We start from the raw sequence: 11,761 nt of genomic DNA, 5'->3' as shown, positions 1-11,761 counted from the left end.
TCATTGCTCAGAAGGAGTACGAGCAAAACTATTTTTGCATGGCTAATTATATGCAATGGAATTGAAGATAATAGGATGATGCAAAGGAGATAACAGTCGTGGCGAATGCACAGGGACCTGTTCCACTCAAGATGTTCATCTTCATCGGCGCCGGGGCGTTTGCGATCTTTCTGGTCGTATTTGTCCTGACCATGGGGATGTTCTCATCTGAAAGTGGTGAGGAAGTGGTTGAGGAGGAACTGCCGGAAGAAATCGCGGAGGACTATGAGTACCTCAGCGGCGACTGGCATGGCGAGTACTCACCGCTGGCGAAAGGTGATTCTGAGGATCACCCCAAGAAGAAAGAGGAGAAGAAGGATTCTACTCTGTCAGAAGAGGATTCGGTTGAACAGGTGAAGTGGTATGAGGCCCAGAAAGAGGAGATCGAACGGGAGTGGCTGCGTGTCCAGGCCGAACGCGCCAAGCTCGAAAATCTGAGGGCTCAGACCAAGGCGTTGATTGAACAGCGCCGTAACCTGGAACAGACCAATATCGCCAACCTCGCCAAACTGTTCGATACCATGAAACCGGAAGAAGTAGCCGCGATCATGGAAAACATCTCCGATGCCAAAGTGGGGCTGATTCTGCAGAGGATGCGGAAACAAAACGGTGCCGAGGTGATGGCGGAATTACCGTCGGAGCGCGCGGCACAAATCACCATGTTTATGATTGATCTGGATGGAGTAGATTGATGCAAGCTGTTTCCAATCCACTTAACCTGCTCCAGATCTTCAGCGGGCGATTATCCGCTCCCAACGCGGGTTCCGAACTTTGGCTCGGAAAGAATTCGATCGCGCCTGAGGACTTCGCGGAAAAACTGCTGTTCTTTTTGAACCAGGCTGATCCGCAGATGAACGAGTCCGGGCCCCAACTCGAATTCACTCCGCAGGAGTTGGATAAACTGCTTGCGATGATTCCGGAGGGCAAGGCGCACAACGCGTTACCGGTTGTTCTGCCGTTGTCCGATGGCAAATCGCCTGATACCATGATGGCGGATAAGCAATTTGCCTCGCTTCAAAAATCTCTGCAGGGACCTGACCTGTCGGGCATCAAAGCATCGGCAGAGAAGGTTATGCCGGAGATCGAGGTCGAAATTATCCGTTCAGGCAGTGAGACTGCCCTTCAATCAAGCGAGAAATCCTTGCAGGCATCTGCTCACAGCAGTCTCCCGCAGATTAACGAAGATGTCAACGGCCAGCAACAGTCCGGACAGCTGGCGGATGTTCCGCTGAAGCTGTCGGCTCTGTCAGAACTGGCTGATGTCTTTGATCTGGAACAGCTCAAAGTCGGCGAAAGTCTCAAGCTGGTGGCCCCGGCGGGCGAGGCTAAAACCGACGACGGTTCGAGGGAGTTAGCGACCCTCGTGCTGACGCGTACCTCCGAAACACGGATGGCCGAGGACAAAAGTCTGACAGCCTTCAAGGTGCAGGCGGAAGGTGCGCAGAAACCGGCTGAATTCGATGCTGTTCTGGTCAAGCAAAATGATAATGGCGAAAAAGCGGCTGATCTCAACGATCTGGGCAAATTGATCGAGAAAAATGAGGCCAAAGGCAAAGCCCGCCTGGTCCTGTTTATTCCGGACAAACATGTTGCTCAGAAACCAGGCGCTCAGCCACAGGTGACCGCTTTACAGCAGGAAGCAAAACTCGATAGACCCGCGGATGATCTGTTTTCTCCGATGCGGGATTCGAAGACGCCGACTGCTCCGATCTATCGCCCCGCAAGCGAAGATCTGAAACTCGAGCGGGCTCCCGTCAACCAGAAGAGCATTACCCGGCCAACGCTTGACCTGCACGAAACCCCGACATTGGATGATAAATCTGAGAAAACAGTCGGGATCGAAAAATCTGTCGATCGACAGAAGAACAATCTGAACCTTAATCAGAATCAAAAGTCAGAGGGCAACCCTAACCGGTTTGCCGAAGGCTTGGGCCGTCAGGTCGTCGCCGAAAAAGAAGCCCAATCGAGCGCATTGGAGGGCCGTGTATTCAAGGCCAACCTCGAGGGTAGTAAGACGACCGAACAGCAGGCGGTTAAAACTGCCTCTGGAACGAACACAAAGATGTCCGCGGAAATTCCGCTGGAGCAGAACTCTCAGCAGAATATGACCGAAGCCAAAACCGCGCCTGCGCTCGAGTCGACTCAAAAGACTCTGCAGTCTACACAACCGCGCCAGGTAACGTTTAAGATGGATGCTCCTCCGTCGGGTAAAACTCTTGCCGAGGGTGGAACATTCCGCATCAAGATGGAACCTGAATCATTGGGTAAAATCGACGTTCAACTGCGTGTGGTCGGTGACCAGATGAATGCCCGCCTGGAGGTCAGTTCTCATCTGGCGCGCCATATGGTCGAATCGAATCTCCCGCAGTTGCGAGAGACTCTGGCCACCCAGGGAATCAAGGTGGACAGTTTCTCGGTAGACGTCTCCGGTGGAAATCAGGGACAGGATAATTCCGGACAGGCCGCCAATCAAAACGGTGGTCGCTCCGGGTTTGCAAATCGTGGAAATTTTGCGCACTCACCTGAATCGATGCCTGAGAATCAGAACAGGACCATGGGCGCGCAAAATCTCAGAGGACGAATAAACTTATTCGCGTAACAGGAGAACGCTTATGATCGATCCGATTTCCATGGGATTAGATTACTCGGCTGGAAATGTCGCCAAGCGGCCCGATGACATGGGCAAGGATGAATTCCTTCAGCTTCTGGTGACACAGTTGCGTAACCAGGATCCATTGGAACCGATGGACGACACTGATTTCATCGCCCAGATGTCGCAGTTTAGTTCACTCGAACAGTTAGTGAACATGAACAACAACATGACTGAAGCGATGAATATGGATTATGTCACCTCGCAGTCGATTGCCAACAGCATGGCGACCTCGCTTCTGGGTAGAGAAGTGACCGCTGAATCCAACATGATCTACCTGGATGATTCGGGCGAAGCTAATCTATCATACCAGCTCAATGGCCCGGCTCATGAGGTCAAGATCTCGATCTACAATGAACTCGGAGAACTCGTGGATGTGGTCTATGAAGATCACAGCGAGGGCGGGATCAATTCGGTCAAATGGGATGGAAAATCCAGTGATGGAGTTGAACTGCCCGAGGGTCATTATTCGATCAGTGTCGAAGCCAAAGACGCTTCCGGCGAGAGGCTTACAGTTAGTCCGCTTCTGGTCGGTACGGTTGAGCGTGTGCAGTATATGGAAGGCGCCGCTTACCTGATCGTCGACGGCACTACGGTCACCCTGGGTGATGTGTCCGAAGTGGGCGTTAAAGAGGGCTGAGGTAGAGCCATGGCTAAAATAAATCCTGTACAGTTACAGTCGGCTGCCATCGATAGGGTCAACCCGACACAGCCAAATCAGGTACGACGTGCCCAGCAGACTACGGCGGACGGCCTGGATTTTTCCCGCCATCTGATGGATCGGATTAAACGTCGCCAGCTTGAAATTGGACCTCAGGAAACTGCCCGGCTCAACCAGGCGCTCGACAAGGCTCAGGAAAAAGGATCCAGGGATTCGCTGGTTTTGCTAAATGACCTGGCATTTATAGTCAATGTGCAGAACCGTAAAGTGGTGACGGCCATCGAAAAACAAAACATGAACGAAGGTGTGTTCACCAATATCGACAGCGCAATTATTTTGTAATGGAAACATAACACTCAGGCCGGCCCTCCATTGAGGAAGCCTGATGTAAGGAGGATTTGGAGGATGATTAGTTCACTGTTCTCAGGTGTATCCGGACTGCGCAACCACCAGACGCGCATGGATGTTCTGGGTAACAACATCGCCAATGTCAACACGATCGGATTCAAAGGCAGTCGTGCCACTTTCCAGGAGTCGCTTGTCCAGACCATGCAGGGTGCCGGGCGACCGACTGATAACAGGGGCGGTACCAATGCCGTCCAGCTCGGACTGGGAATGAGCGTTGCCAGTATCGATAATATCCATTCGCAGGGTGGTTTGGAATCGACAGGAAAAATCAGTGACATGGCAATCCAGGGTTCTGGATACTTTATCCTGGCTGATGGTTCCGGCGGGCAGTATTTCACTCGTGCCGGCAACTTCGGTTTCGATGCCAACGGTACCATGATTAATCCTGCCAATGGAATGTTCGTGCAGGGTAAGATGGCCGATAGCACCGGCGAAATTCCCGCTACCGCGCAACTCGGTAATATCACCGTGCCGTTCGGTCAGCAGGATCCGCCCAATGCCACATCAAGTGTCACTTATGCTAACAATCTCGATTCCAATGCCACCGATTCGACCGCCAGCCTGCAGTCTGCCGGAACCACAAAAGTGGATACCGTAACCGGTAAGGCTTCCGATGGTGCCGGTGGTGTGCATGAGATCACGGTCGCATTTACTCAGCAGGCTGAAAAGTCTGACAATACAGGTATCGTACTGGGTGGTGCTACGGAGAGCACAACCATTGGCTCACTGGGTGTTACTGCCGCGGGACTGGGAGAGACCACTACGATCTCGGTCGATAATGGTACCTCATCGGTTAACCTGACCGGTTTAACCGTCAACTCGACCATCGGAGATGTGATCACACAGATCAACGCGGTCGATGGTGTGACTGCATACTGGGATAATGTCAACGAGTATATAGTTGTCGAACGTGATTTTGCCGGCGATGGCGCATCCTATAATGTCCAGGCTGTATCGACCACAGCAGTCGCTCCGGCAGGTGAGACTGTTTGCGGTGTACTTCTGGATGCCACCGCCACATTCGATGCCAATGATGGTGTCGATCATGACTTCACTGCCACGGATGTCTTCACTCCGACCGGCGGAGCCCCGCAGGCCGCAGTGAACCTCGGTATCGAAGTTGACCCGGTGACCGGCCTTCCCAACGGCATTAGCGAAATCGGCGGTGGTGGAATCACCTGTCGTGCGACGGCTGGCCTGGATGCTGGTACTCTCAAGATTGAGACTGAGGATACCCAGCATGCCATGTCGACCACTGTCTATGACTCCCAGGGCGGTAAACATACCCTGGTGACAACGTTTACCAAGACCAATACGGACAATAAGTGGAATTGGCAGATCACCTTGAATGGTGATGAGGTTGTCAGGTACGGCGATACCGGTTCGGTAACTTTCAATCCGGACGGTTCCCTGTTGAATTTCTCGTCCGACAGCGGTACACCGGAGTTCTCGTTCGATCCGAATAACGGCGGTGAAGATGTAGTCATGGATCTCAATCCGGGTTCGACCGGTATGTTCGATGGACTGACCGGGTTCTCATCGAACTCGACTGCCGCGATCGTCAACCAGGATGGTTACGGAATGGGAATTCTGGACAGCATTACGGTTGATGATACCGGAATGATCTATGGAATATTCACAAATGGTATCTCGCGCGAACTGGCCCAGGTTCAGCTGGCCGGATTCAATAACGAATCAGGTCTGATGAAGCAGGGGCAGTCGATGTATGTGACTTCGGCCAACTCCGGTGATCCGATCATCGGCACCGCCGGCGAGACTATCTCCGCCACGATCAGTTCAGGCGCACTGGAGACTTCGAACATTGACCTGGCGGCTGAGTTCACCGGTATGATTACCGCTCAGCGCGGTTTTCAGGCCAATGCGCGTGTGATTACGACATCGGATACCATGCTCGACGAATTGGTCAACCTGAAGAGGTAATCTGAATGATTAAAGTGACAAGACTGAACGACTCGCAACTGGTAATCAACGCTGACCTGATTGAGTTTGTGGAGGAGATTCCGGATACGATCATTTCACTCACGACCGGCAAAAAGATAATGGTTCAGGAAAATGTCGAAGAAATCATAGAGAAAGTAGCTGAGTTTCGCAGGATGTCTTCATGGCGTCCTGCGGAACTGGCACCACAAGCTTAGAGGAGAATGAGTATGCCAGATGAATTGGAAGAAGGTCTGGAGCCTGAAGAAGAGGAATCTCAGGAAGAAGAAAAGACCCCTGCGAAAGGCGGTATACCGCCGGTGGTGATGACTGCCGCGGTTATCGTGGTTGCGCTTCTGGCGGCCTATTTCGTGGCAGGCACGGTGCTCAAGCCGATGCTTGGCGGCGGAGGGGGCAAGACCGAAGCGGTCAAGAAAAATGACAGTCATTCGAAAAAAGACGATGGCCATGGTGGTCACGGTGGTGGTCATGGGGAAGAAGGCGAACCGCAGTCCAAGATATTTAATATCGAGGGCATCGTTGTAAATCCCGCCTCGACCGGTGGATCACGATTTCTGACCACGACCATCGGTTTCGAGCTGGATTCACATGACAGTTACAGTACGTTCAAGGAAAAACAGGTCAAGATTCGTGACGCGTTGATTTCGATTCTGTCCTCAAAGACAGTTACAGAACTGGCGGATATCGAAACCCGTGAACACATCCGTAAACAGATACTAAAGCTGGTCAATCATATCTGTAAACCGGCTAAAGCTGAAGCGATTTATTTTGTGGATTTTGTATTACAGTAGAGACTTATGGCTAAAATATTATCACAGGACGAAATTGATGCTCTATTGACCAGCGTTGCGCCGGGTGAGGAGTCCGGGGATGTAGAGCAGGAGGATGAAGAGATAGTCAGGTCGGTAGTGGCCTATGACTTCAAGCATCCGAATCGAGTTTCCAAGGATCAGATCCGTACGCTGGAAAATATTCACGACACTTTTGCGGGGCACCTGGGATCATCTCTCTCGACCATCCTGCGCGCCATGGTGGATGTCGAGCTGGTCTCGGTTGACCAGATCACATACAGCGAGTTCATCATGTCGCTGTTGAGCCCGAGCTGTACATATACGATCTCGATGGAGCCACTGGAAGGCGCGGCCATCATCGATTTCAGCCCGACCGTTTGCTTTTTGTTCATTGACCGGACATTCGGCGGGATGGGAAAGGTGCTGGAGACTGACCGTGAACTGACAGGGATCGAAAAATCAGTTATGAGCAGGGTTGCCAACCGTGTTTACGCCGAACTTGAAATCGCGTGGGAACAGATAATAAACCTGAATATCAAGCAGGTCGGTTTCGAAACAAACCCCCAGTTCCTGCAGATTATCCCGCCCGGTGAAACGGTGATCGTGATATCGTTCAATCTCAAAATTCTGGGCGCGTCGGGACTTCTGACGATCTGTTACCCGTATGTGACTTTGGAACCCGCGGTTGAAAAATTGAGTGCGCAACACTGGGTGGATTCCTCCAAGAAGCGTTCGCATGAAGAGGATTACGCTACTAACTCTAAATCCCTGCGCGAGATCAATGTTGACCTGACGGCTCTATTGGGCATGACAAACATTCGGATACGGGACTTTTTAAAATTGAAAGCCGGCGATGTTATCGCAATGGACAATAAAATCAATCAGGATATCCCGGTGAAGGTGGGAAACCAGATTAAATTCAACGCCAAACCCGGGACGAGTAATAACCTGGCGGCGATCCAGATAACATCGGATTATACCCCTAAATAGGAGATTGCTAAATGGCAGATGATGAATTGCTGGAAGGCGAAGGACAAGAGGAAAAGCCCGAAGAATCGGGTCAGGAAACGCCTGAATCTCCGCCAAAATCTGAGGCTGATGAGCCTGAAGCAGGGCAGAAAGTCGATGTAGATACGGCTCAGCCGGAAGAGGAAGAGCCAGAGGCCGAAGAGGCGGCCCAGGCTGAGTCAGAGTCAGAACCAGAGCCCGAAGGCGAGGCCGCGGAAGCGGAAGGCGAAGATGATTCTATCGACGATATGGTCGAACAGCAGATGCTGGCTGAACTCGAAAAGCTCGAAAATGAAGGTGATGCCTCTGCTGGTGACCCGGCGGAAACTGCGGTCTCCGCGTCCGGATCGGATACCAGCGTACAGAGACCTGATTTTCCGACTTTCTCGGAATCGGCATCCCCAAAAGAGGGAAAGAACCTCGAGCTTCTGCTGGATGTCAATTTGCCGATTTCGATCGAACTCGGCCGTACATCGATGAGAATTAAGGATATCTTGAACCTCGGCCCCGGAGCGGTCGTGGAGCTTCAGAAACTGGCAGGCGAGCCGGTCGACCTCCTCGTCAACAACAAGATAGTGGCTCGCGGAGAAGTGGTTGTCGTGGATGAAAACTTCGGACTGCGCATAACCAGTTTACTTTCGCCCGAAGAAAGATTGAAGATGCTCGAATGAAAAAACTAACGGTCTTTTTAACAGTAACAATCGGATTGTGCTGGTATAAAGCCGCGTTCTCTCAGGCAGATACAACCGAGGCCGGTGCTCAGCCGTTTTCGCCCGAATTCAGCGGTGAGATTGGATCTACGCTTCTGAAAATGGGGCTGGCTTTGCTTCTGATCATTGCCTTGATCTACCTGTCGGTTTTTGTGCTCAAGCGGCTTTCCACAGCGAGAATGGGCAGGCAGTCGCTGTCCGGAGCTATTGAAGTTGTCGACCGTCATTTTATCTCACCCAAAAAGCAGGTCTGCCTTTTAAAGGTGGAGAAGAAATACCTGCTGGTGGGTGTCACCGAACAGGCGGTCAACCTGGTGGCCGATGTCTCCGATCAGGAGTTTATCAAGCCCCAGACAGCTTCAAGTCCCGAGAGCAAGGGGTTCAGCTTCAAGACATTTTTTAACGATGCCAGGCAACATTTGCCCATGTTCAACCATCAGGTTGAAAATCCGCAAGAGAATTAAAATGATGCAGAAACCAAAACTTGTAGGAGTGCTGGTATTAGTGCTCCTGGTCCTGTCAATTGTGCCGGTCGATCTTCAAGCCCAGGGTGTGCCTAAGCTGTCATTGTCCCTGGATGAATCCGATTCCCCTCAGGATTTTTCGACCACCCTCAAAATACTGATCGCCCTGACGGTCCTGGCTCTGGTGCCGACTATCCTGGTCATGGTCACTTCATTCGTGAGGATCGTGGTGGTAATCATGATGACCCGGCAGGCGATGGGGACACCTCAAATGCCCCCCGCTCAGGTCCTGATGGGTATCGCCCTGATACTGACGATTTTTGTGATGGCGCCGGTTTTTAACCAGGTTTACAGTGATGCCGTCAAGCCATATATCGACGGTGAAATGACGCGCGAGGATGCCTACGATGTCGGTATCCAGCCGATTCGCGATTTCATGTTCAAGCAGACCCGTGAACAGGATATTGAGTTGTTTGCATCCTTTGCCAATTTGCCCAAGCCACAGAATCGCGACGACCTGCCGACCTATATCCTGATTCCGAGTTTTCTTATCTCGGAACTGCGTACTGCGTTTCAGATCTCATTTATAATATTTGTGCCGTTTCTGGTGATCGATATGGTGGTTGCCTCGGTTTTGATGTCTATGGGGATGATGATGTTACCGCCGATCATGGTGGCTTTGCCGTTCAAGATACTGCTGTTTGTCCTGGTAGATGGATGGTACCTGATCATTCAATCGCTGGTGGGATCATTTTATTGAGGAGGTAAGCTATGACTATGGAATTCGTCCTGGCGCTCGGAAGAGAGGCCGTATCGGTAACCCTGATGGTGGCCGCGCCGATGTTGCTTTTTGGATTGATAGTCGGACTTTTTATATCGGTGTTACAGGCCGTCACCCAGGTCCACGAGATGACTTTGACCTTCATTCCGAAGATCGTGGCAGTTGCGATAGCTCTGGCGGTTTTTCTCCCCTGGATCATTACAGTTGTGGTAGACTTTACCCGTAATCTCTTCATGTCAATTCCGACGGTTACCGGTTAGGGGGGTATTCTTTTCCTTATATAAAAGAAAATATTTCCAAAACGAATCGTCTCAAAGCGCTTCAAAATTAGCCCCGCGCACTTTAACTGGTTTATTCGCAATAACTTAGCATATCTGTATCAAAATGGCACTGTGCTTGCTAAAAAGCAGAATAGGAAAAAACTCGTAGCCTGGAGTTAACTTGATACTGGACCTGTTACAATATAATCTGGAGACGGTTTTATTCGTCTTTTTCAGGATATCCGGACTGTTTTTTATCGCACCGGTATTCTCGCAAAGAGGCATGCCTCCTCACATGAAGATTATGTTCGCGCTGATTCTGGCGGCTATGATCAGCCCGCTGGTCACTCTCGGTGGCTATACAGCGCCAACTAACCTTCTTGACCTTGTGGCCCTGGGACTGCGTGAAGTCGCTCTCGGTATGCTGATCGGATTCGTCTTTGCCAGCCTGTTTATCGGGGTTCAGATGGCAGGAGCTTTTATCGGTTTCCAGATGGGTTTCATGATCGTCAATGTTATCGATCCGGTTACCCAGGACCAGGTTTCGATTATGTCACAATTCAAGTATATCCTGGCGACTTTGATGTTCTTTATTCTGAACGGTCATCACATGATACTGCAGGCTTTGGTGATGAGCTACAAGCTGGTACCGCTCAACGAAGCGGTATTTCGATTTGCCGTCACCACCGAACTGGCCTCAATCATAACGGGAATATTCGTGATCGGCATAAAGATCGCTTCACCGGTAATGGCGGCTCTGATTTTGACCGATGTCGCCCTGGGGGTGATATCCCGGACGGTGCCCCAGATGAACATCTTCATCGTCGGTTTTCCTATCAAGATTGCTCTGGGATTGTTTTTTACCGGCGCATCTGTGCCGATTTTTGCCCTGGTATTCCGCAAGGCGCTGGGGATGATCAACACCGAGTCATTGAAACTTATCAGCTATCTGGCGAGGTAAAAGGTGGCGGAAGAGAGTTTTCAGGAGAAAACAGAACCAGCAACTCCACGAAAGCGACAGGAGGCGCGCAAAGAAGGCAAGGTCTGCCGTAGTCAGGAGACCTCTTCTCTGGTGATCCTCATGTCCGGAGCGGTGGCGTTGTTTTTCTTTATACCGAGCGGTTTCGCCCGGCTTACTAATTTGCAGAAGCATCTCTTTTCCAATGCGCCGTCATTCAGCATGTCCGCCGACAGTTTCACTAAATTTTTTACGCAGATACTGGCCCAGTACGCCATGGTGCTGTTGCCGATCTTTATAACCGTGGCTGTGATGGCGGCGGGAATATCTCTTTTGCAGGTGGGGCCGATGTTGTCCACCAAGGCGATCGAGCCCAAGTTCGAGCGGTTGAATCTGGCCAAGGGCTTCAAACGGCTCTTTTCAGGTCGCACACTGTTTCATCTGGCGCGCGATTTTCTGAAACTGGCCGCGATCGGACTGATCGGATACTTAGCTATCACTCACGAATTCAAAAACGTTGTTCCACTGGCCGATTCGGAGGTCGGCAGTATCCTCACTTTTATCGGTTCTGCCGCTTTCAGGGTAGTACTCAAGCTCTGCCTGGCATTTATCGTCATCGCCGCCGCCGATTACGCTTTCCAAAAATATGATTACGAAAAAGAACTCCGGATGTCCAAGCAGGATGTCAAAGATGAGATGAAAAAATACGAGGGCTCCCCCGATACTAAAAATCGTATCCGCAAAGTTCAGCGCGAGATGGCTAACGCACGCATGATGGGTGCTGTGCCTGACGCTGACGTGATAGTAACCAACCCGACACATATTGCGGTTGCCCTTAAGTACGATGCTGAAGAGATGGATGCTCCGACCGTGGTTGCCAAGGGTAAACGCCTGATCGCTGATAAGATAAAGGCAATCGCGAAAGAAAACGATGTCCCTGTAGTCGAAAATAAACCGCTGGCGCGCTCCCTCTATGAAGCTGTGGAAGTCGGCATGACTGTCCCCGCCAATCTCTACAAGGCGGTGGCCGAGGTGCTGGCCTATGTTTACAGGTTGAAAGGTAAGGCTTAAG

At 51.2% G+C, this 11,761-nt stretch carries 14 protein-coding genes; all 14 read left to right on the top strand.

The genetic code is table 11. The features are described from left to right. Nucleotides 1-98: 98 nt before the first annotated feature. The 14 genes from GF404_08410 (at nucleotide 99) to flhB (ending at nucleotide 11,760) form a co-directional block, all read left to right on the top strand. Complete coding sequence (locus GF404_08410) at nucleotides 99-731, top strand: hypothetical protein (protein MBD3382205.1); 633 nt, start codon at nucleotides 99-101, stop codon at nucleotides 729-731. Beyond that, nucleotides 731-2,638 (top strand): hypothetical protein, encoded by a 1,908-nt coding sequence (locus GF404_08405; protein MBD3382204.1) that lies wholly within the window; start codon nucleotides 731-733, stop codon nucleotides 2,636-2,638. The genes GF404_08410 and GF404_08405 overlap by 1 nt, the downstream gene beginning before the upstream one ends. A 13-nt stretch (nucleotides 2,639-2,651) precedes the next feature. Continuing rightward, a complete protein-coding gene (locus GF404_08400) occupies nucleotides 2,652-3,329 on the top strand; it encodes a flagellar hook assembly protein FlgD (protein ID MBD3382203.1) in 678 nt (225 codons plus the stop codon). A gap of 9 nt (nucleotides 3,330-3,338) precedes the next feature. Beyond that, on the top strand, nucleotides 3,339-3,692 hold the full coding sequence (locus tag GF404_08395) for a hypothetical protein (GenBank protein ID MBD3382202.1): 354 nt from the start codon (nucleotides 3,339-3,341) through the stop codon (nucleotides 3,690-3,692). Between the two features lie 63 nt (nucleotides 3,693-3,755). Beyond that, nucleotides 3,756-5,699, top strand: coding sequence for a flagellar hook-basal body complex protein (locus GF404_08390; protein ID MBD3382201.1), 1,944 nt, complete (start codon nucleotides 3,756-3,758; stop codon nucleotides 5,697-5,699). A gap of 5 nt (nucleotides 5,700-5,704) precedes the next feature. Next, the gene (locus GF404_08385; protein MBD3382200.1) at nucleotides 5,705-5,914 is read left to right on the top strand and encodes an endoflagellar protein; all 210 of its coding nucleotides are present in this window, start codon (nucleotides 5,705-5,707) and stop codon (nucleotides 5,912-5,914) included. A 6-nt stretch (nucleotides 5,915-5,920) separates the two neighbouring features. Next, a complete protein-coding gene (locus GF404_08380) occupies nucleotides 5,921-6,508 on the top strand; it encodes a hypothetical protein (GenBank protein MBD3382199.1) in 588 nt (195 codons plus the stop codon). Between the two features lie 6 nt (nucleotides 6,509-6,514). Further along, nucleotides 6,515-7,498, top strand: a complete 984-nt coding sequence (fliM, locus tag GF404_08375) for a flagellar motor switch protein FliM (GenBank protein ID MBD3382198.1) — start codon at nucleotides 6,515-6,517, stop codon at nucleotides 7,496-7,498. A gap of 11 nt (nucleotides 7,499-7,509) precedes the next feature. Beyond that, nucleotides 7,510-8,187, top strand: coding sequence for a flagellar motor switch protein FliN (fliN, locus tag GF404_08370; GenBank protein ID MBD3382197.1), 678 nt, complete (start codon nucleotides 7,510-7,512; stop codon nucleotides 8,185-8,187). After that, a complete protein-coding gene (locus GF404_08365) occupies nucleotides 8,184-8,690 on the top strand; it encodes a hypothetical protein (protein MBD3382196.1) in 507 nt (168 codons plus the stop codon). The genes fliN and GF404_08365 overlap by 4 nt, the downstream gene beginning before the upstream one ends. A gap of 4 nt (nucleotides 8,691-8,694) precedes the next feature. Continuing rightward, the gene (fliP, locus tag GF404_08360) at nucleotides 8,695-9,450 is read left to right on the top strand and encodes a flagellar type III secretion system pore protein FliP (protein MBD3382195.1); all 756 of its coding nucleotides are present in this window, start codon (nucleotides 8,695-8,697) and stop codon (nucleotides 9,448-9,450) included. 11 nt (nucleotides 9,451-9,461) lie between these two features. Continuing rightward, on the top strand, nucleotides 9,462-9,731 hold the full coding sequence (gene fliQ, locus GF404_08355) for a flagellar biosynthesis protein FliQ (GenBank protein MBD3382194.1): 270 nt from the start codon (nucleotides 9,462-9,464) through the stop codon (nucleotides 9,729-9,731). Nucleotides 9,732-9,912: 181 nt separating this feature from the next. Continuing rightward, nucleotides 9,913-10,692 (top strand): flagellar type III secretion system protein FliR, encoded by a 780-nt coding sequence (gene fliR / locus GF404_08350; GenBank protein MBD3382193.1) that lies wholly within the window; start codon nucleotides 9,913-9,915, stop codon nucleotides 10,690-10,692. Nucleotides 10,693-10,695: 3 nt separating this feature from the next. After that, nucleotides 10,696-11,760 (top strand): flagellar biosynthesis protein FlhB, encoded by a 1,065-nt coding sequence (gene flhB / locus GF404_08345; protein ID MBD3382192.1) that lies wholly within the window; start codon nucleotides 10,696-10,698, stop codon nucleotides 11,758-11,760. The last annotated feature ends 1 nt before the right edge of the window (nucleotide 11,761 follow it).

The organism is Candidatus Zixiibacteriota bacterium (assembly GCA_014728145.1).
GTDB lineage: Bacteria > Zixibacteria > MSB-5A5 > JAABVY01 > JAABVY01 > WJMC01.
Note: the sequence above shows the minus strand (reverse complement) of the source record. Positions and strands in the feature narration are given on the sequence as shown.

Coding starts and splice junctions, on each gene's coding strand:
- GF404_08395 (MBD3382202.1), top strand. CDS start 3,339: ATGGCTAAAATAAATCCTGTACAGTTACAGTCGGCTGCCATCGATAGG.
- fliN (MBD3382197.1), top strand. CDS start 7,510: ATGGCAGATGATGAATTGCTGGAAGGCGAAGGACAAGAGGAAAAGCCC.
- GF404_08390 (MBD3382201.1), top strand. CDS start 3,756: ATGATTAGTTCACTGTTCTCAGGTGTATCCGGACTGCGCAACCACCAG.
- GF404_08400 (MBD3382203.1), top strand. CDS start 2,652: ATGATCGATCCGATTTCCATGGGATTAGATTACTCGGCTGGAAATGTC.
- GF404_08380 (MBD3382199.1), top strand. CDS start 5,921: ATGAGTATGCCAGATGAATTGGAAGAAGGTCTGGAGCCTGAAGAAGAG.
- fliP (MBD3382195.1), top strand. CDS start 8,695: ATGCAGAAACCAAAACTTGTAGGAGTGCTGGTATTAGTGCTCCTGGTC.
- GF404_08365 (MBD3382196.1), top strand. CDS start 8,184: ATGAAAAAACTAACGGTCTTTTTAACAGTAACAATCGGATTGTGCTGG.
- GF404_08405 (MBD3382204.1), top strand. CDS start 731: ATGCAAGCTGTTTCCAATCCACTTAACCTGCTCCAGATCTTCAGCGGG.
- fliM (MBD3382198.1), top strand. CDS start 6,515: ATGGCTAAAATATTATCACAGGACGAAATTGATGCTCTATTGACCAGC.
- fliQ (MBD3382194.1), top strand. CDS start 9,462: ATGACTATGGAATTCGTCCTGGCGCTCGGAAGAGAGGCCGTATCGGTA.
- GF404_08385 (MBD3382200.1), top strand. CDS start 5,705: ATGATTAAAGTGACAAGACTGAACGACTCGCAACTGGTAATCAACGCT.